General features: G+C 41.3%; 22 protein-coding genes and 1 pseudogene. 14 read left to right on the forward strand and 9 right to left on the reverse strand.

The genetic code is table 11. The annotated features are described in order from the left end of the window. Window positions 1–114: 114 nt before the first annotated feature. The 3 genes from ACFX4L_RS19160 to ACFX4L_RS19170 form a co-directional block, all read right to left on the reverse strand. Complete coding sequence (locus ACFX4L_RS19160; RefSeq protein ID WP_284471738.1) at window positions 115–486, reverse strand: hypothetical protein; 372 nt, start codon at window positions 484–486, stop codon at window positions 115–117. A gap of 150 nt (window positions 487–636) precedes the next feature. Further along, the gene (gene cidR / locus ACFX4L_RS19165; RefSeq protein ID WP_377405911.1) at window positions 637–1521 is read right to left on the reverse strand and encodes a cidABC operon transcriptional activator CidR; all 885 of its coding nucleotides are present in this window, start codon (window positions 1519–1521) and stop codon (window positions 637–639) included. Window positions 1522–1694: 173 nt separating this feature from the next. Then, window positions 1695–2120 carry a universal stress protein gene (locus tag ACFX4L_RS19170; protein WP_061461719.1) on the reverse strand — a complete coding sequence of 142 codons (426 nt, stop codon included), beginning with the start codon at window positions 2118–2120 and terminating at the stop codon, window positions 1695–1697. Window positions 2121–2286: 166 nt separating this feature from the next. Here ACFX4L_RS19170 and ACFX4L_RS19175 point away from each other — a divergent pair, with 166 nt between their 5' ends. The 5 genes and pseudogenes from ACFX4L_RS19175 (at window position 2287) to ACFX4L_RS19195 (ending at window position 7667) form a co-directional block, all read left to right on the forward strand. Beyond that, entirely contained in the window at window positions 2287–2715 is a 429-nt protein-coding gene (locus ACFX4L_RS19175; RefSeq protein ID WP_284471736.1) for a MerR family transcriptional regulator, read from the forward strand. Window positions 2716–2750: 35 nt separating this feature from the next. Continuing rightward, window positions 2751–3518 (forward strand): 3-hydroxyacyl-CoA dehydrogenase, encoded by a 768-nt coding sequence (locus tag ACFX4L_RS19180; RefSeq protein WP_284471735.1) that lies wholly within the window; start codon window positions 2751–2753, stop codon window positions 3516–3518. Between the two features lie 109 nt (window positions 3519–3627). Next, window positions 3628–4776 (forward strand): annotated as a pseudogene (locus ACFX4L_RS19185) (acyl-CoA dehydrogenase family protein). Between the two features lie 27 nt (window positions 4777–4803). Next, entirely contained in the window at window positions 4804–5955 is a 1152-nt protein-coding gene (locus ACFX4L_RS19190; protein WP_377405913.1) for a thiolase family protein, read from the forward strand. A gap of 131 nt (window positions 5956–6086) precedes the next feature. Beyond that, window positions 6087–7667 carry a fatty acid--CoA ligase gene (locus ACFX4L_RS19195; protein ID WP_377384832.1) on the forward strand — a complete coding sequence of 527 codons (1581 nt, stop codon included), beginning with the start codon at window positions 6087–6089 and terminating at the stop codon, window positions 7665–7667. 378 nt (window positions 7668–8045) lie between these two features. Here ACFX4L_RS19195 and ACFX4L_RS19200 read toward each other — a convergent pair whose 3' ends face one another. From ACFX4L_RS19200 to ACFX4L_RS19210, 3 genes are all read right to left on the reverse strand, one after another. Continuing rightward, window positions 8046–8231, reverse strand: a complete 186-nt coding sequence (locus ACFX4L_RS19200) for a YfhD family protein (RefSeq protein ID WP_061461725.1) — start codon at window positions 8229–8231, stop codon at window positions 8046–8048. A gap of 111 nt (window positions 8232–8342) precedes the next feature. Then, window positions 8343–8465, reverse strand: coding sequence for a YfhE family protein (locus ACFX4L_RS19205; RefSeq protein ID WP_081088510.1), 123 nt, complete (start codon window positions 8463–8465; stop codon window positions 8343–8345). A 53-nt stretch (window positions 8466–8518) separates the two neighbouring features. Further along, entirely contained in the window at window positions 8519–9439 is a 921-nt protein-coding gene (locus tag ACFX4L_RS19210; protein WP_377405915.1) for a TIGR01777 family oxidoreductase, read from the reverse strand. 127 nt (window positions 9440–9566) lie between these two features. Here ACFX4L_RS19210 and recX point away from each other — a divergent pair, with 127 nt between their 5' ends. Beyond that, a complete protein-coding gene (gene recX / locus ACFX4L_RS19215) occupies window positions 9567–10364 on the forward strand; it encodes a recombination regulator RecX (RefSeq protein WP_061461727.1) in 798 nt (265 codons plus the stop codon). A 75-nt stretch (window positions 10365–10439) separates the two neighbouring features. After that, complete coding sequence (locus ACFX4L_RS19220) at window positions 10440–10751, forward strand: YfhH family protein (RefSeq protein ID WP_061461728.1); 312 nt, start codon at window positions 10440–10442, stop codon at window positions 10749–10751. A 38-nt stretch (window positions 10752–10789) separates the two neighbouring features. Here the strand turns inward: ACFX4L_RS19220 and ACFX4L_RS19225 are convergent, their stop codons facing one another. Then, a complete protein-coding gene (locus ACFX4L_RS19225; protein ID WP_034305387.1) occupies window positions 10790–10945 on the reverse strand; it encodes a small, acid-soluble spore protein K in 156 nt (51 codons plus the stop codon). Between the two features lie 113 nt (window positions 10946–11058). Between ACFX4L_RS19225 and ACFX4L_RS19230 the strand changes: the two genes are divergently transcribed. Continuing rightward, entirely contained in the window at window positions 11059–11325 is a 267-nt protein-coding gene (locus tag ACFX4L_RS19230; protein WP_377405917.1) for a YfhJ family protein, read from the forward strand. A 56-nt stretch (window positions 11326–11381) separates the two neighbouring features. On the opposite strand, the gene ACFX4L_RS19235 is transcribed toward ACFX4L_RS19230, so the two are convergent. Beyond that, a complete protein-coding gene (locus ACFX4L_RS19235) occupies window positions 11382–12359 on the reverse strand; it encodes a metal-dependent hydrolase (protein WP_284471730.1) in 978 nt (325 codons plus the stop codon). 205 nt (window positions 12360–12564) lie between these two features. Between ACFX4L_RS19235 and mutY the strand changes: the two genes are divergently transcribed. Next, complete coding sequence (mutY, locus tag ACFX4L_RS19240) at window positions 12565–13683, forward strand: A/G-specific adenine glycosylase (protein WP_377405919.1); 1119 nt, start codon at window positions 12565–12567, stop codon at window positions 13681–13683. Window positions 13684–13788: 105 nt separating this feature from the next. Here mutY and ACFX4L_RS19245 read toward each other — a convergent pair whose 3' ends face one another. Beyond that, window positions 13789–14013, reverse strand: coding sequence for a hypothetical protein (locus ACFX4L_RS19245; protein WP_061461732.1), 225 nt, complete (start codon window positions 14011–14013; stop codon window positions 13789–13791). A gap of 68 nt (window positions 14014–14081) precedes the next feature. Between ACFX4L_RS19245 and fabL the strand changes: the two genes are divergently transcribed. From fabL to ACFX4L_RS19270, 5 genes are all read left to right on the forward strand, one after another. Beyond that, complete coding sequence (gene fabL, locus ACFX4L_RS19250; protein WP_061461733.1) at window positions 14082–14831, forward strand: enoyl-[acyl-carrier-protein] reductase FabL; 750 nt, start codon at window positions 14082–14084, stop codon at window positions 14829–14831. Window positions 14832–14913: 82 nt separating this feature from the next. Beyond that, entirely contained in the window at window positions 14914–15186 is a 273-nt protein-coding gene (locus ACFX4L_RS19255; RefSeq protein WP_377384826.1) for a gamma-type small acid-soluble spore protein, read from the forward strand. 172 nt (window positions 15187–15358) lie between these two features. Then, entirely contained in the window at window positions 15359–15613 is a 255-nt protein-coding gene (locus ACFX4L_RS19260; protein ID WP_377384824.1) for a YgaB family protein, read from the forward strand. Between the two features lie 233 nt (window positions 15614–15846). Further along, window positions 15847–16377, forward strand: coding sequence for a nucleoside tri-diphosphate phosphatase (ntdP, locus tag ACFX4L_RS19265; RefSeq protein WP_048685440.1), 531 nt, complete (start codon window positions 15847–15849; stop codon window positions 16375–16377). Between the two features lie 288 nt (window positions 16378–16665). After that, a complete protein-coding gene (locus tag ACFX4L_RS19270; RefSeq protein WP_317778123.1) occupies window positions 16666–18414 on the forward strand; it encodes an ABC transporter ATP-binding protein in 1749 nt (582 codons plus the stop codon). Window positions 18415–18497 lie beyond the last annotated feature (83 nt).

The raw sequence follows: 18497 nt of genomic DNA on the forward strand, positions 1-18497 counted from the left end.
AATCCCTCCAATAAAAAACCTGCATAGAATAAATTCTATACAGGTTTCAAAAATCCTTTTAGATTGTCAACAGCCCCGTTAATGGAGGTTTTTTTTAGGAACATATCATTGGCTTCATTTGATGCATGAAGCGCCTAAAAGCGATTCAGGGCTTTTACCGAGCACAAGCATACTGATTTTGGCATATCCAATATTTTTATATTGGGAGAAGGTCTGAAGTAATACCTGGAAATTCGGATCATCCTTTAACTTTTGAACCTCCTCTATATATAATCTAATAACGGAGGGCATAACGAATTCAGGGGTACATTCGTTAGGGGTTACATCCATGATTAATGTCCCCATAAATTGATATTTAAATTGAAAAGCCCGTGTTAAGGCAACGACATGGAGCAGTTTATTAAATAGTTCGGGGTGTGAACTTTTAATTTTCTCCAGAGTTGCTTCTGCTGCATGTAACTCATCGACATTAGATAAAGTGATCATGAATATCTCCTTTCCGAAACTATGGAATCCATCGGCATTTACCGTGCTTACCAAGTCTAACCCCGCCCTTACGTATTGTAAAATGGTTAGATGTTATCATGTGCATAACCAAAATCTATGATAGTGCTTACAACGATCATGCCTTTTAATTCACTCTTTATGTGACAACGCTTCCCTCGTATATTTCAGCCATTCTTTTGCAGCGCATGAAAGGTAATGGTCCTTACTCCAAATGAATCCCAAATTCCAACTAATGGAGGGGTTTTTAACCTTGATGGACTTTACGCGTTCATCCTTACGACATAAACTTTCAGGCAATAGAGAAACGCCAAGTCTACAGTAGACCATTTCCTCAATAAAATCCCAGCGTGAGCTTTCCGTGACGATATGTGGAGAGAAACCTGCTTCATTACAGGATGAAATGACGAGATCACGAAGGACGTAATCTTTATTGAATAAGATGAAAGACTCGTTTTCCAGGTCGGCCAAATCGATTTCTTCCCGACAAGCATATTGATGAGAGGGATGAACAATCAAGTTGATGTCTTCTTCTAAAAAAGAAAAATGATGAAAAAGTGCGGTGTTGGTTGGCAGGACTATTACGCCAATATCAATTAAGTCATTTTGGACTGATTCTTCAATTTTCTTTGAACCATCCTCTACTAATTGAAAGGTAATATTGGGATAGTCCTCATGGAAACGGCTAAGAATTCGGGGGAAGAAAGAGGCGTCGATGATCGGCGGCAAACCGATGCGTATATGCCCCTTTTTTAAACCTAATAAATTGTCCATTTCCGTTTCTAAATTGTGAAAGGCCTTATCAATCAATTTTGCCTGCTCTAAGACGACCCTGCCAGCATCGGTCAAGATCATTTGCTTACGGGAACGATCAAAAAGTTCAACGCCTAGCTCGGTTTCCAGGTTTTTAATCATCTTGCTTATAGTCGGCTGGGTAATGAATAAATGATCGGCAGCCCGAGTAAAGCTATTGAAATTGGTTACCTCTATAAAGTATTGCAAATGTTTAATATCCATTGCTTCACATGTTATCCTCATTAAAATTACTTTCATTTTACCTGTAAACGGAAGTGTTTGTAAAACATGATAAGTATTGAGTTACCTAATGTTCATGCTCGCATAAAGAAGCTGGATTCCAAAGGGAACCCAGCTTCTCTAGGACAGGCCATAAGAAAAGTTTGCAGCACATTTTATTTGACCAATAAGACAGGCACAGGGGAATGCTGGACGATGTAGTGACTAACGCTGCCCAGGAATTCCTTGAAACCACTCAATCCGCGGCTGCCCATGATGATAAGGTCACAATTCTGGGATTGTGCATGTTCCAATAAAGCCGTGATGGCTGAACCTTCTACGACAAATGTTTGGGATGGATTCGGGATTTCGGATAATAGCGCTTCCGCTTTTTTTATTACTTCATTGCCATACTTGAGCATGGATTCTTCAATTTCCTGAAAAGCATTGCCATATATATATGGTTTGATTGGAAGTGTAACAGCGTGAAGTACCTGGATTTCGATAGAGGGATCCAGCTTCGTTAATTCAATCGCTTTTTCTAAGGATTTAAGCGCCAATTCAGATTCATCATAAGCAACTAATATTTTTGAACATAGCATGATCTTGTCCTTCCCTTCTTTTGAAGAATATACTAATAGTATATCAGTCTAAATCTTTCGCACAGTTTCATATATTGTAAATTTTGTGAATATTTATTGAAGTTTACGTTAACGTCAATGTTAAAATAAAGGTAAATAATCCCTTTGCAAAGCGTGGTTTTAACACATGTATACCATTTCTGAGTTAGCAAAAGAATTCGAATTGACGACAAGGACTCTCCGATATTATGAGGAACTGGGTATGCTCAGGCCAAAGCGTACTGAAACGGGAAGAAGAGTTTATCGAAAGAAAGAATACGCACAACTCAAAATCATAATGCGCGGTAAGAAGTATGGGTTTTCGTTAGTGGAAATTAAGGATATTGTCCTTTTATTCGATAAGGATGGGACGGGTATTAAGCAATTGGAAAAAACGATAGAAACGGCAGGACAGAAATTAAGCGAAATAAATGAACGCATTAAAGAGCTGGATGGATTGAAGCAGGATTTTGAACAGGTAATCAAAGGCTTTACCGAAACCCTTTGTGAATTGAAGGTGAAACAGGCAAGCGGTGAAATTAATATTGAAAATAGGTTTTATGATCGTGAAAGATGAATATATATTCTAGACGAAACAAATGGGGTGAGGAATTGGAAATTCAAGAAAGCATTGCAGTGGTGACTGGCGGGGCATCAGGTCTGGGAGCGGCGACAGTAAGAAACATCATTAAAAAAGGAGGAAAAGCGGTCATATGTGACCTCTCGGAAGAAAATGGCGCTAAACTGGTGCAAGAATTGGGAGATTCAGTCCTTTTTGTTAAAACGGATGTAACAAGTGAAGAAAGCGTATTGGGAGCGTTGGAAAAAGGAATTGAAAAATTCCAGAGTATCAACACGGTCGTCAACTGTGCTGGTATTGCAATTGCTGAGAAGGTCATAGGCAGGAAAGGTGTACATGAATTGAAAGCGTTCTCAAATGTGGTGACAATCAATTTGGTCGGTACATTTAACGTGATCCGGCTTGCAGCTGAAAAAATGGCCGAAAATGAGCCTAACCAAGAGGGGGAGCGCGGGGTCATTATCAATACTGCTTCGGTAGCTGCCTTTGAAGGACAAATCGGACAAGCTGCATATAGTGCCTCCAAGGGAGGGATTGTTGGGATGACCCTGCCGGTTGCAAGGGAGCTTGCAGCCAAGGGGATACGTGTTGTATCGATTGCACCGGGTCTATTCCAAACTCCGATGTTCGATTCATTGCCTGATGAAGCAAGGACGTCATTAGGTAAAACCGTGCCATTCCCTTCAAGGCTCGGGTATCCCGAAGAGTACGCTAAACTAACGGAAAGCATCATAACGAATCCAATGCTGAATGGGGAAACCATCAGACTGGATGGGGCCATACGAATGTCACCTAGGTAAGTGTGAATTCCCTTCAGAAAAGACAATGCCATTTATTGTGATTATTTGAAAAAGGGCCTTCCTAAATGAAAAGGCCTTGGACAAAGCCGTACATGAGGAGATAAAACAGATGAAACATCCATATCTAAGTGAAGATCATGAGATTTTCCGCAAATCATTCCGAAAATTTTTGGAGAAAGAAGCAGTTCCCCACTATGAACAATGGGAAGAAGAGAAAATCATTCCCAGATCATTTTGGGTGAAAATGGGGAAACAGGGTTTTTTATGTCCGGATCTTGGTGAAGAGTATGGGGGTTCCGGGGTAGATTGGGGCTTTTCGGTCATTATTAATGAGGAATTGGAAAGAGTGGGTTCTGGTTTCATTGGTTTCGGACTACACAGTGACATCACTGTTCCTTATATTGCCGCATACGGAAATGGGTCGCAGAAACAGCGCTGGCTTCCAAAATGCACGACAGGGGAAATCATTACAGCCATCGCGATGACAGAGCCTGGAACAGGTTCGGATTTAGCCAATATTAAAACGACTGCGATTTTGGATGGAGATCATTACATATTAAATGGCCAAAAGACATTCATCACAAATGGCATTCATTCGGATTTGGTCATCGTTGCTTGTAAAACGGAACCAAGTGCCGTTCCGAAGCATAAAGGGGTTAGCTTAGTTGTGGTCGAAAGGGACACACCTGGATTTTCCAGGGGACGCAAACTGAAGAAACTTGGTTTGCACAGTCAGGATACAGCAGAACTCATCTTCGAGGATTGCCGTGTTCCAAAGGAAAACCTGCTTGGTGAAGAAGGCAACGGTTTTACTTACTTAATGGAGAAATTACAGCAGGAACGTCTTGTTGTTGCCATTTGTTCCTAAACGGCATCTGAGGATATGCTGGCCGATACGATCGAGTACGTGAAAAGCAGGGAAGCTTTCGGAAAATCCGTGAGCCAGTTTCAAAATACTCAATTCAAAATCGCTGAAATGGCAACCGAAATCAAAATGGGGCGTGTTTTCCTGGATCAATTGATCGCCAATCATATGGCGGGTGAACAGGTGGTCACGGAAGTGTCGATGGCAAAATGGCGCTTGACGGAGACTGCGAGAAAAATATCGATTGAATGCATGCAGCTCCATGGCGGCTATGGATATATGGAAGAATACAAGATTGCCAGAAGGTATCGGGATGTCCCGGTAGCAAGCATCTATGCCGGGACAAATGAAATCATGAAGAAAATCATCGCTAAGAATCTTGGCCTTAAATAAAGACAGGATGAGAAGGGAAGAGAGTATATGCGGGAAGTGGTTATCGTCGAAGGGATTCGCACGCCAGTCGGCAGAAGGAACGGTGTTTTGAAAGACGTTCGCCCAGATGATCTGGCAGGGGAAGTATTGAGGAAGCTGATTGAAAAGGCAGGCATTGATCCGTCTATTGTCGATGATGTCATTTTAGGTTGTGTTTCACAGGCTGGCGAACAGGCCGGTGATATAGCACGCGTTGCTGCACTGATTGCCGGTTTTCCGATTGAAGTTCCGGGAACGACGATTGATCGTCAATGCGGATCAAGTCAGCAGGCTGTCCATTTCGCTTCCCAAGCCATTTTGTCGGGAGATATGGATGTGGTAGTGGCGGGGGGAGTGGAAAACATGTCCCGAGTCCCTATGGGGTCTAATTATCAAGGAGCCGTAACGAGTCCAAAGTATTTAGAGAGCTATGAGGTGATCAATCAAGGTTTATCGGCTGAAAGAATTGCCGATAAGTGGGGAATAACACGTGAAGAATGTGATCAGTTTTCCGTTGAGAGTCATGGCAAAGCAATACGCGCTCAAAAAGAAGGCTATTTTGACCGTGAAATGATATCAGTAATTGGTACTGATAAGGAAGGGAATTATATGGAGGTTAAGGAAGATCAAGGTCCAAGGGCCGAAACTACGCTGGAAGTACTTGCTGGATTAAAAACGGTTTTTCAAGAAGACGGTTTAATCCATGCCGGTAATTCAAGCCAGATCAGTGACGGTGCTGCCGCTTTATTATTGATGGAACGCAGTAAAGCGGAAGAACTTGGATTGAAACCGCGCTTTAAAGTGCATACACGGGTTGTTGTCGGGTCAGATCCAACCCTGATGCTTACGGGCCCGATACCTGCCACTCAAAAGGCTTTGGAAAAAGCATGCCTTTCCATTGATGATATCGATGTCTTTGAAGTGAATGAGGCTTTCGCTCCTATCCCGATTGCCTGGCTAAAAGAAACGGGGGCAGACCCCATGAAGCTGAATCCAAATGGCGGGGCGATCGCCTTAGGTCATCCTCTTGGCGGAAGCGGTGCCCGATTGATGGTGTCGATGATCCATGAGTTAGAAAGAACAGGCGGCCGTTATGGGCTGCAAACAATGTGTGAGGGCCACGGCATGGCGAATGCCACCATAATTGAAAGATTGGACTGAAACGGGACCAACCGGTTATGAACATTGTAATTCGCACGAAAGTAATGCTGAAATAGGGATGAAACCGACCTTCGGCAGGATGGCCTGAACTCTTCCTGTTGATGGTGGGTTTACTTGAGGAGGAAAATGATATGTCAGTAACGATTAAAAATATCTTTGATCAGACGGTTCAGAATTTCCCCATAAAAGAGGCTATCTACGACGTGAGAAGAAATATCCGTTATACGTACATTCAGTGGAATGAGCAGGTGAATAGATTGGCGGCGGTCCTTCAAGCGGAAGGAGTGCGAAAAGGGGACAGGGTCTCTACATACCTTTACAACAATGAAGAGCTTGCCACCGCATTCTTTGCCTGTGCAAAAATCGGTGCAATCTTTAATCCAATCAACTTCCGCTTAATGCCAGAGGAGCTGGCCTTCATTTTAAGTGACGCTTCTCCAAAGGTCGTTATATTCGAACAAGAATTGGAATCGACCGTTGCCGCCGTTGAGAAGCGATTTCCGGAAACGGCTTTCTGGTTTATTGATGATGAAGTGCCTGGATATGCCAAAGGTTACCGCCAAAAAATGGCCAGTATCTCATCAAAGCCAGACGAAGTGGACGTTCACGAGGATGATGTTTATGCCATCATGTATACGAGCGGGACAACCGGATGTCCAAAAGGGGTCATTCACCTTCATAAAGATATGATCAAACAAGCAGCAATTTTAATAGAGGCCATGAAGTATGAACGCTCTGATATCGGTTTGATTACTGCACCGATGTTTCATTGTGCTGAATTGCATTGTTCCTTTTTACCTCGCGTACAGGTTGGTGCCACAAATGTCATATTACATCAGTTTAATCCCAAAAAGGTTATGGAAATGATTGAATCCGAGGGGATCACCAAGTTATTTGCTGTACCAACGATGTGGAACATGCTCATTCAGGAAAACTTGGATGAGTATAAATTCCAGAGCTTGAAGCTGGGGCTTTATGGAGCAGCCCCAATGGCCCCATCACTTGTACGTGCCTGTCAGGAGAAACTTGGCATCCAGTTCATCCAAGCTTATGGAATGACTGAAATGGGTCCGGCCATCACTCTCCTATTGGAAGATGATCAAATTAGGAAAGCGGGTTCTGCCGGCAAAGCATGTTTAGATCATGAAATCATCATTGCCCGTCCGAATGACGAAGGGCCATCAGATCCCGATGATATTTTGGAACCTGGGGAAACAGGTGAAATCCTTGTGAAAGGTCCATGTATTATGCAGGGGTACTTTCAAAAAGGTGGAGAGACAGAAAAAGCGCTATACAAAGGTTGGTACCATTCCGGTGACATCGGTTTCCTAGATGAAGATGGATATCTGTGGGTCAAGGACAGAGTGGACGACATGATTATCTCTGGTGGGGAAAATATATATCCACGTGAAGTGGAAGACACACTTTATGAGCATCATGGAGTCCTCGACTGTGCAGTACTTGGTCAGCCTGATGATAAATGGGGGGAAATTGTAACGGCCTTCATTGTAGCCAAAGACCCAACGCTTACGGAAACCGATTTAGAAACGTGGTGTAGGAACAGTGATACACTTGCGAACTATAAACGTCCAAGAAGATATATATTCTGTAATGATCTGCCTCGAAATGCAAGTGGGAAGATACAAAAATTCTTGCTTCGTAAACAGTTGGAAGAAAATGTTGATGGAAAAAGTTTGGGGAACCTTCTTTAATGCCGGAGGCAGTAGCCAAAAGGCCAAGATACAGCATAAATTTAACCCATGAAAATCAGCTTAGGCAGCAGCTGGTATGAATTGATTCTTTAGTTGAATTAGTAAATGCATAATAATCCTGTGGAACAAATCAAAGAGAGAGAATAGTTATCCACAACAAAAATGCAGAGTACTTAGAATAACATTCCCTTTATCCACATAATCCACAGGGTTATCCAGAAATAACATTATTTTCATGTTAATAAGGTGAGTTATTGTACTTGTAGATTGTCGGTATTTTCAGAATATATCCACAATATACACAGGGTTGTGGATAAGCTATGTAAATAAAGAAAATATAAGGGGCTGATTTACAGCCCCTTGGTTAGTTTCTCCTGCTTATGAGCGGCGATTATGAGCACGGCGGTCAGCCGCATTTGCCCGGGCTTGTGCCTTGACGTCTTCCTGGTCAGCCAGTTCGGAAGAATATTCAACGTCAAGTCCGTCACTTTTCAGGTTTTTAGGAACCTGAGGAAGTTTTTGTTTGTTCTTATCTCGATTATGGTGTATGTTATTTCGTCCCATGTTAGCGCCCCCTAGAATAAAAAAATAAGCTGGAGATGAATTCACACTTATCATCTCCAGCTTATTTTGTGTTGAGTGGCTGTTCAAAATGTAAGGGAAAAAACTCCAAACTTAACGACGGGATTTCTTCTCGGTATATCCACCAGCTCGATCTGCTTTTTTAAATTCGCGAGCATAAAGAATTGCTTGGGTACTAGTTAAGTTACTTTTCTCTTTATCGTGTTTTTTGAGCAATTAGATCATCTCCATTTCACTTAATATCCCTATTTTTTCCTAAAATGACCCTTTCATACGTGAGAATCTTCTTTTAAGATATTTTGTAAAGCTTCTTTAAGGGTTGGAAAGGCGAAAATGAATCCTTCCTCTTTAAGTTTGATGGGAAGGACATTTTGTCCTTCAAGCACAAGTATGCTCATTTCCCCCAGCAGTTTCTTGAGGAAAAAGGGAGGTACAGGTAACCAATGGGGCCTGTGAAGGACAGCTCCTATCGTTTCCCCGAATGTATCCATCTGAACGGGGTCCGGTGCCGTAAAATTGACTGGACCATCTATCCTTGAATCGTTCATGCAGAAGATGATTGCACGGACAGCGTCATGAATATGAATCCAGGAAAGCCACTGATTCCCTTTACCCATCTTTCCTCCGCCGAAAAGTTTATAAGGTAGGACCATCATTGGCAATGCGCCTTCTTTTTCTCCCAGGATCACACCGAATCTTGTTAGGACGAACCTTTTACAGTAAGAGCGGGATTTAGCGGCTTCCTTTTCCCAAAGCTTAACAGTACGGACCAAGAAATCATCACCGATGGATTCAGAGGTTTCGGTAAATGTGTCATGGTCCGAAATACCATAATATCCGATTGCACTTGCGTTGATGATGACAGACACTTTTTCGGGCAGTATGGAAAGGATCCGGTTCATCTCTTTGGAAGCTTCGACCCTGCTTTCGACTATCCGGCGTTTTCTTTCAGGATTCCAACGCCCGCTGTTTAAAGATTCACCAGCAAGGTTAATGAAAACATCGAGCCCCTCCAAATGCTTTTCCGGCTTTGCGTCCTTGGTCAACCAGCCGATATATGTAGAATTTGTCCGTTTTTTGAACTTTTCGGGATGCCTGGTCAAAATATATATATCATGATTTTCTTTTGATAATTCATCAATAAGGGCTGTGCCGACAAAACCGCTTCCACCAGCAATGGCTATTTTCATGAAAACCACTTCCTTTCCCTATTCTTTTCTTCACTTTAACATGCCCATGTGCTTTTTTCATTTTTAGACATGCTATATCTAGAAATGGTACACGTAAACGGGTAAAGTAGGAATGGGGGTGGATTTTATGCCAAACATAACAAAAATAACAACCCAAAAAAAACGTAAAGATCGTTATAACATTTTCGTTGATGAAAAATATGCTTTCAGTGTGGACGAAGAAGTGCTATTGAAATTTCATTTGAAAAAGGGTATGGCACTCGATGGCCTGCTCCTGGCTGAAATACAATTTCATGATGAAATCCAAAAAGCATTTACTGATGCACTGAATTATTTATCATACCGGATGCGTTCGGAATCGGAAATTCGCCTTTATTTGAAAAAGAAGGAAACAGAAGAGCCGATTATAAAGGAAGCGATACATAAGCTATACAGCTTTAACTATTTAGACGACCTTGAATTTGCCAAGGCTTACGTACGGACCCATGTGAACGGAGGCAATAAAGGGCCCACTACCCTTAAGCTCGAGCTTAAGGAAAAAGGGGTACAAGAAAAGTTGGTTGTCGAGGCATTGAAGGAATACCCCTATGATATTCAAATTGAGCATGCAAGGAAACTTGCTGGAAAATCGGTCAAAAAGGAAAAAAACATTTCGGAACGGGCATTAAAGCTAAAAGTTGAACAAACCTTGTTACGGAAAGGTTTCCCGAGAGATGTCATCCTTGAAGCACTTGAAGATGTGGCGGTTGAAAAGGATGAAGATGAACAATGGGATTCTTTATGCCACCATGCCGAAAAAATGAAACGCAGATATAAAAACCATGAGGGCTTCGAATATGAACAAAAAATGAAGCAGGCATTATACCGAAAAGGTTTTCCAATAGAATTGATTGAGCGTTATCTTTCCAATCCTGAAATGGATTAAGTGCATCGATAGCCAAATCACAAAATTTTGTTTAATATAGAAGTAAATTAATATTTCATTTAAGGAGCCATATATATGAGCGACGTAAGATACAGCAAGTTGTCGGTCTATGAACTGCAGCAGGAAATTGCAGCATTGACTGAAAAAGCGAGAAAAGCAGAGCAATTGGGAATGGTTAATGAATTTTCTGTATTGGAACGGAAAGTGACGATGGCCAAGGCCTATTTATTAAATCCCGATGATTTCAAAAAAGGTGAAATATATCAAATTGAAGGCGATCCCGGTGTCTATTTCAAAATTGATTATATGAACGGTGTATTCGCCTGGGGTTACCGCTTGGGTGGAAGCGGTAAGGAAGAGGCACTGCCAATTTCAATGTTGAAATAAAAAGGAACCGGGAAGACCCCGATTCCTTTTGAATTGCCTTAATTCGATCGCTCGTTTGAGGCTTTCATTCGTTCTTGAGGGTGTGTATTAATACTTCCATCTGCACGCTTTGAAGCATATCTTGCCTTTGCACGAGGCTCGCCTTGGAATTTATTATTGTTTTGGTTGGGGAATCCTTTTTGTTTATTTCGCAAGTTTTTCTCCTCCAGGCATCAGATTTATGAAAGAAGCGTTTCCGCTTACCACTAGTATGGGTAAGGGACTGTATAGTTCATTCTGTAAAAATATTGGCAATGAGGTGGTTCTAATGAATGATTACCATGAAAGATTAACCAAGAAACTGCTTGAGAAAAATGATTACATCACGTATGAGCAAGCTTTGACTTGGGTGGAATTATTATGGGAAGATTTCGAAGCGACCTATGCAAAGGCTGGACATGAATATGCCGGAGAAGAAATGACATCACGTGTTGTTAGGACCTGGATCGATAACTACGGTGAGCATTTCCACGAATTCATTGCAAAAAATCCTAAATATCAACATTTATTAAATCAACAGAATCGATTGCATTAAAAAAGCTGATTCCAGAGGGATTCTCTGGAACCAGCCTTTTTTCAGGTAGGCAGCGACTACAAAATAATATTCAATTTCTTCTGCAACTTCGCTTCGCTAAAGATCCAACCGGTATACGAATTCAAGATATTCAAATCGCGGTCTAAATGGACTACTGCCACAAACGGGTAATAACCATTGCTGCGGTATCTTAAATCGATAAAACGGACTTCATAATATTCTTTTTTCTGCTCGATTTCAAAGCGGTAAACCGGAGAAAAGGACAGAAAGGCAGCCAAGTTGATATCCTTCTTGGCGACTTCAAGAATTTCACTTTCAGGTAATGGCACTCGATCAAACGTATCAAGAATCTTCACATACCCATTATCGGCTCGTGCCACATAATAATTCTTTTCGGTAATTACAGCAATTTTCCAGCGGTGAAAACGCATGGTCGGTGATAAAAGAATTTTCCTTGCTCCAGGAATTTGTTGCTTTACGGCTCTTTTAATGAAAGCCTGCTCCCTGAATCTGGAAATGTAATAAAGAACAAGTATTCCGTAAATCGAGAGAAATAAATAGCCTGGAGGAAATCCAAAGCCCCATAATATCAGGCCGGCAACATGTATTCCAAAAATGAACGGGTCGAATGTATTGATGACCCCTAAAGCTACCCATTTTGAAGAAATCGGCCTAAGAGCCTGGGTCCCATAAGCATTGAATATATCCACGAATACATGAAGGAATACGGCTAAAAAGGTCCAAAGCCAAAGGTGAAGGTAATTTGCTTCAGGTAGGATGGCGAAAAGTGCTCCGCTGATTATCAAGGGCCAAAGTAAAACAGCGGGAATGGAATGCGTGATTCCACGGTGATTTCGTATATATACAGCGTTATTCCTTAATTTTAAAACAGTGTCAATGTCTGGAGCTTGTGATCCCAATATCGTACCTGCAATGACTGCACTTGCAGTTACTGGGCTCTGCGCAATGACAGGATCTAATGTGGCAAGACCTCCAAGAGCAATTCCCATGACAAAGTGAGTACCTGTATCCAAAAAACTAACCTCCCTGCCACAATTTGAAAAAAATGGTCTTCTCTCATCATACCGTATTTATATATTAACCATCAAATGAATATAATTATCTTATTTTCGTGCCCCAATACAAATAAATGGATATGAACATGATATTAAAAAAAGAATGACCTACTATTGGTATTCCCATTTTTGATAAGTGTGTAACATCTTTGGAGGAACTGATGTGAAAGAAATAACGATCCCGACAATAGAAAAAATAAAAATTGATGATTTTCAGAAAGATTTAGTTAGCTGGTTTCTTGAAGAACAAAGAGAATTGCCATGGAGGGAAAATAAGGACCCTTATCGTGTTTGGGTTTCTGAAATAATGCTGCAGCAAACGAGAGTGGACACGGTGATTCCATATTTCAACCGGTTTGTTGAATGGTTTCCCACACTAGAGGATTTTGCCATTGCAGATGAAGAGAAAGTCTTAAAAGCTTGGGAGGGTCTCGGATATTATTCACGTGTAAGGAATCTGCATAGTGCCGTTCAGGAAGTGAAGTCTTCCTATAATGGGATTGTACCGGACGATCCCGAGGAAATTTCCAAATTGAAAGGTGTCGGCCCTTATACAGCTGGTGCGATTCTGAGTATCGCCTATGGCAAACCGGAGCCAGCCGTCGATGGAAACGTCATGCGTGTTTTATCAAGGATATTGATGATATATGAAGATATAGCAAAGCCAAAGACTAGAAAAACTTTCGAGGCTGCCGTAAGAAAGCTGATCGATCATGATCATACTTCTGCCTTCAATCAAGCATTGATGGAACTGGGGGCATTAATCTGCACACCAGGTAAGCCTGCCTGTCTATTATGTCCCGTTCAAAGTCATTGTCTTGCATTTGAAGCAGGGGTTCAGTCGGAACTGCCGGTAAAAATCCAAAAGAAAAAAACGCGGGATGTACCAATTGTGGCTGCCGTATTGACGAATGAAAAAGGTGAATTTTTGATTCACAAGCGGGCTTCTGAAGGATTGCTAGCGAATCTTTGGGAATATCTGAATTTCGAGAACCATTCATCCCTACAGCATAAAAGGGAATTCTTCGAGAATCGGTTTCAGGAAATGTATGGTGTCAAACCGGAATTTACAGAATCACTTGTGAGAATTGAACATGTTTTTTCGCATCTTGTTTGGAAAGTGGACACGTATGCCGGAATGATCAAAGAACCCATCAGTGAAGAGACATTAAAAGAACACCAACTCAAGTGGGTGAGTGAAGCAGAGATGGAGGAGTTTGCATTTCCGGTTTCCCACCAAAAAATGATAAAGGCCTATAAAGAAAAAGATCGTATTGAATAAAGGCTATTTAAATAAAGGTGCTAGTGAAATTTGGTATAATCAAAGAGGATATCCGCTAAGATATCCTCTTCTTTTGTTGATTTTTAATGTCATATCCGTATAAAATCAATCGTAAATGGTTTTCGTTCCATGAGTATAATCGGCTTCCTGCCTATTAAGTCCGCCCCTATTTTCAATTTCTTTGACGATTTCGCTATGGATACTCTGTCCTTCTTGGTTTAAATAAGGTACCATTTGTTGAAGGGAGTGATGAAAATAGGCTAGTTCACTATTTTCCCAATCCGATTTTTTCATCATCGACAACTCTGTCATATCACGTCCAACATACATAACAGTAACACTCCTTTTAAAAATGATTTTTATTACTCTGTGTTTACTCAGAAAGGATGAATAAACGAATGGAACAAAAAGTGGCACTCGTTACAGGTAGCAGTAAAGGTTTAGGTAGAAGCACGGCAATACGGCTTGCAGAGGAAGGGTACGACCTCGTTATTAATTATGCCCGGAGCAAGTCGAAAGCATTAGAAGTGGCAGCTGAAATTGAAGCGTTGGGGCGTAAAGCTCTTGTAGTCAAGGCAAATGTAGGCGACGTTGCGAAAGTGAAGAGCATGTTCGAGGAAATCGATGCTTATTATGGACGTTTGGACATCTTCATTAATAATGCGGCATCAGGAGTACAGCGGCCATTGATGGAGCTTGAAGAATCACATTGGAACTGGACTATGGACATCAATACAAAAGCCCTCCTTTTCTGTGCACAGGAAGCGGCGAAATTAATGGAGAGGAACGGCGGAGGGAAAATCGTCAGCATCAGTTCCCTAGGGTCCATTCGATATTTGAAAAATTATACAGCCGTCGGAGTATCGAAAGCGGCGCTTGAAGCATTGACAAGATATTTAGCTGTTGAACTGGCTTCAATGAATATTTGTGTCAATGCCGTTTCTGGCGGTGTGATCGATACGGATGCCCTGAAATCCTTTCCGAATCGGGATGAAATGCTTGCTGAGGCGGCAGAACAGACTCCTGCTGGACGGATGGTCGAGGTTGAAGATATGGTGAATACCATCTTGTTTTTAATTTCGGATGGAGCGAGTATGATTCGTGGACAAACCGTTATAGTTGATGGAGGCATTTCGTTGCTTGTTTAAAATAATTGGAAAAATTTAAATGTTATTAGTTGGATAACACTCCATCTTAATGGTTATCTTATTATCGTGGAGGTGATTATCAATGGCTAATAAGAATAAATCACAAGCTGGTACTGACGTTCAACAAGTGAGAAAGCAAAACGCGCAATCTCAGCAAGGTCAAGGCCAATTCGGTACTGAGTTTGCAAGTGAAACAAACGTTCAACAAGTAAGACAACAAAACGCGCAATCTCAGCAAAAAAAAGGTCAAGGTCAAGCTCAAGGTCAATTTGGTACGGAGTTTGCTTCTGAAACTAACGTTCAAGAAGTGAAACAACAAAACCAAAAATCTCAAAGCAATAAAAACCAAGGCTAATTGCTGTTTTAAAAACGAAAGGCATCCTTCTTTTGAAGGATGCTTTTCTTTTTTTGCCTCCATTGGATTCGACAAATGTTTCGTTGGGTTTACATTTTATGTCAAAGGAAAAAGCCGGATAAAAATAGAATATACATACTATAGAAAAAATACAGATTAGGAAGGTGCATTCATGGAGGAATTTAACCGGCTTATAAACAATCAGTTGAAAACGATGGATAAGCTTTTACTTTTACAATCCGAAATCGAAAGATGCCAAGATATAGAGAAGCAGCTCCTTGACCAGCGAGAGGAGAGTGAAGCAGTCAACATTCAGGAAGAGATTCAACTTAAAAAGCAGGAATTGAAAAGTATCCATGATATGTTCGAGAGGCAAACGGAGGAAGTCATCCGTTATTTTCAACAAGGACAGGCTGCAATACAATAAATAACTGGCTAATTTCTAAGTTAAAATGGGTGGATGGTCAGGCTTTTTTGACTTATTTACACATTTTCACAGGGAGATTAGCCACTTTTGTTTTAAATTTATGAATAAATCGCTATAATATAGGAATATAGGGTAAATGGAAAAAAGTATATATTTTAAATACACACAACAACTGCAAACGGAATAGGGCACAGTACGCTGTCAGGGTGTCTATAGAAAGTAGGGAGAGATAAATGGGGATTGTTCCTGCCGAAGGAGGAAAAATCCAAATCCATAGCTATAAACATAATGGACATATCCATCGTATCTGGGAAGAGACAACCGTTTTAAAAGGGACCCAAAATCTGGTGATAGCGGCGAATGATCGTACTATGGTAACGGAATCAGATGGAAGGACCTGGATTACGAGAGAGCCGGCGATTTGCTATTTTCATTCAAAGTATTGGTTTAATGTTATTGGTATGTTGAGAGAGGACGGGGTTTATTATTATTGCAACATCAGTTCCCCGTTCACATACGATTCGGGAGCATTGAAATACATTGATTATGACCTGGACATTAAAGTATTCCCAGATATGACGTTTAATTTGCTGGATGAGGATGAATATGAAAGGCATCGGAAAGAAATGAATTACCCAGATGCCATCGATTCAATATTGAAACAAAACGTAGACTATTTAATTTATATGATACGCCAGCGAAAAGGACCATTCTCCGCAGAGTTTATTGATAGTTGGTATGAACGCTTTTTGACCTACCGATGAAAGAAAAGCCTGCTGCTTAAATAGCAGGCTTTTTCTATTGTGTACCATACCTACCCACTGATCGGACCATCCTAGAAAGCAGAAATGATTTTTTAAAATATCCAGAATATCTTAAAACCCTTGCCTCCCTCCTATAGATGTGTATGAAAGATATTGAATGAAATCCTTTTGATAGTTAATCTTCGAAAAGGAAAATATAATTGAAAAGCGCATGTAAGATTCCAAATAGGCTGTTATGGAATTTTTTTAATATTTTGATGTAATGAATCAGAGAAATGGAGGAATTCCGTGGAGAGCATTAAGAGATATTTGCAATTCGTTAAACCGTATAAATGGCAGATAACCGGGACGGTATTGATTGGACTGTTAAAGTTCGCGATTCCGCTTTTGCTTCCATTGCTCAGTAAGTATATAGTGGATGACATCATCGGAAATGGCGACCTGTCCAAAGCTGTGAAGTCCGAACGCCTTTTATGGGCAATGGGCATCATGCTGTTCATTTTTGTTGCGGTTAGACCGCCGATTGAGTATTACCGGCAGTATTTCGCTCAATGGACTGGAACGAAAATCTTATATGATATTCGAAATGATTTATTTACTCATATACAGAAACTGAGCTTTAAATATTACTCCAATACGAGAGTGGGCGAGGTCATCTCAAGGATGATCACGGATGTGGAACAAACGAAGAATTTTGTCATCACGGGTTTGATGAACCTTTGGCTGGATATAGCAACGATTATCATAGTGATAGCCATCATGTTTAAGATGGACGTGAAGTTAACCATTGTTTCCATCATCATGCTTCCATTTTATGCATTTTCAATTAAGCATTTTTTTGGCAAGCTAAGAACCTATACAAGGATCCGGTCACAAGCGTTAGCGGATGTACAGAGTCACCTTCATGAAAGGGTCTCAGGGATGTCAGTCATCAAAAGCTTTGCGATAGAAGACAGGGAACAGGAGTTGTTTGCGAAGCAAAACAAGAACTTCCTGGATAAGGCCCTAAAGCATACGAGTTGGAATGCTAAATCATTTGCTGTCGTGAATACGATTACGGACATTGCCCCCCTACTAGTGATAGGTTTTGCCGGTTATCAGGTTATTCATGAACAATTATCGCTTGGTACCATGGTTGCTTTCGTTGGTTTCATAGACCGACTTTATAATCCCCTAAGACGATTAGTTAACTCTTCGACGACAATGACCCAGACATTGGCATCCATGGACAGGGTTTTTGAGTTTGTGGATGAGAAGTATGATATTGATGATGAACCAGGGGCGAAAGAGCTGGAGCATGTAGACGGCAGAATTACCTTTCAGGATGTTTCGTTTGCGTATGACGAGAAAGAGGCATCCGTTTTAAAACATATAAATTTGGATGTTAAACCAGGAGAAACCATTGCACTTGTTGGGATGAGCGGCGGAGGGAAATCCTCGATCGTCAGTTTAATTTCCCGTTTCTATGATGTGACTGAGGGAAGAGTATTATTGGATGGGACGGATATCCGTAAATATCAAGTCCGCAGCCTAAGAGATAAAATCGGGATGGTGCTACAGGATAATATCCTATTTAGTGAATCGGTTAAGGCCAACATCCTTATGGGTCGGCCCGATGCAAGTGATGAAGAAGTATTCGAAGCCGCAAAGGCTGCGAATGCCCATGACTTCATTATTGGTCTAAAAGATGGGTATGAAACCAAAGTCGGAGAGCGGGGAGTCAAATTATCCGGAGGCCAAAAGCAACGGGTTGCCATTGCGAGGGTATTTTTGAAAAACCCGCCTATCCTTGTGCTGGATGAAGCCACATCCGCATTGGACTTGGAGAGTGAACACTATATCCAGGAGGCGCTTGATATTTTAGCGAAAAACCGGACCACCATCATCGTGGCCCATCGCTTATCGACCATCACACATGCCAATCGGATCGTCCATATCGATAATGGGGAAATTACCGAAACGGGAACACACGAAGAACTGATGAAAAAGCAAGGGCATTACTACAGCCTATTTCAAGTGCAACAATTGGATTCTTAAGGGGAAAGGGACGACCAGATTATTTTCAGCCGATGAAAAATCCACAAGAAAGACCATTCCACTAACGGGAATGGTCTTTCTTA

Source organism: Peribacillus sp. YIM B13482, assembly GCF_042787975.1.
GTDB lineage: Bacteria > Bacillota > Bacilli > Bacillales > DSM-1321 > Peribacillus > Peribacillus simplex_A.

Coding starts and splice junctions, on each gene's coding strand:
- ACFX4L_RS19160 (WP_284471738.1), bottom strand. CDS start 486: ATGATCACTTTATCTAATGTCGATGAGTTACATGCAGCAGAAGCAACT.
- cidR (WP_377405911.1), bottom strand. CDS start 1,521: ATGGATATTAAACATTTGCAATACTTTATAGAGGTAACCAATTTCAAT.
- ACFX4L_RS19170 (WP_061461719.1), bottom strand. CDS start 2,120: ATGCTATGTTCAAAAATATTAGTTGCTTATGATGAATCTGAATTGGCG.
- ACFX4L_RS19175 (WP_284471736.1), top strand. CDS start 2,287: ATGTATACCATTTCTGAGTTAGCAAAAGAATTCGAATTGACGACAAGG.
- ACFX4L_RS19190 (WP_377405913.1), top strand. CDS start 4,804: ATGCGGGAAGTGGTTATCGTCGAAGGGATTCGCACGCCAGTCGGCAGA.
- ACFX4L_RS19195 (WP_377384832.1), top strand. CDS start 6,087: ATGTCAGTAACGATTAAAAATATCTTTGATCAGACGGTTCAGAATTTC.
- ACFX4L_RS19200 (WP_061461725.1), bottom strand. CDS start 8,231: ATGGGACGAAATAACATACACCATAATCGAGATAAGAACAAACAAAAA.
- ACFX4L_RS19210 (WP_377405915.1), bottom strand. CDS start 9,439: ATGAAAATAGCCATTGCTGGTGGAAGCGGTTTTGTCGGCACAGCCCTT.
- recX (WP_061461727.1), top strand. CDS start 9,567: ATGCCAAACATAACAAAAATAACAACCCAAAAAAAACGTAAAGATCGT.
- ACFX4L_RS19220 (WP_061461728.1), top strand. CDS start 10,440: ATGAGCGACGTAAGATACAGCAAGTTGTCGGTCTATGAACTGCAGCAG.
- ACFX4L_RS19230 (WP_377405917.1), top strand. CDS start 11,059: ATGAATGATTACCATGAAAGATTAACCAAGAAACTGCTTGAGAAAAAT.
- ACFX4L_RS19245 (WP_061461732.1), bottom strand. CDS start 14,013: ATGTATGTTGGACGTGATATGACAGAGTTGTCGATGATGAAAAAATCG.
- fabL (WP_061461733.1), top strand. CDS start 14,082: ATGGAACAAAAAGTGGCACTCGTTACAGGTAGCAGTAAAGGTTTAGGT.
- ACFX4L_RS19255 (WP_377384826.1), top strand. CDS start 14,914: ATGGCTAATAAGAATAAATCACAAGCTGGTACTGACGTTCAACAAGTG.
- ACFX4L_RS19260 (WP_377384824.1), top strand. CDS start 15,359: ATGGAGGAATTTAACCGGCTTATAAACAATCAGTTGAAAACGATGGAT.
- ntdP (WP_048685440.1), top strand. CDS start 15,847: ATGGGGATTGTTCCTGCCGAAGGAGGAAAAATCCAAATCCATAGCTAT.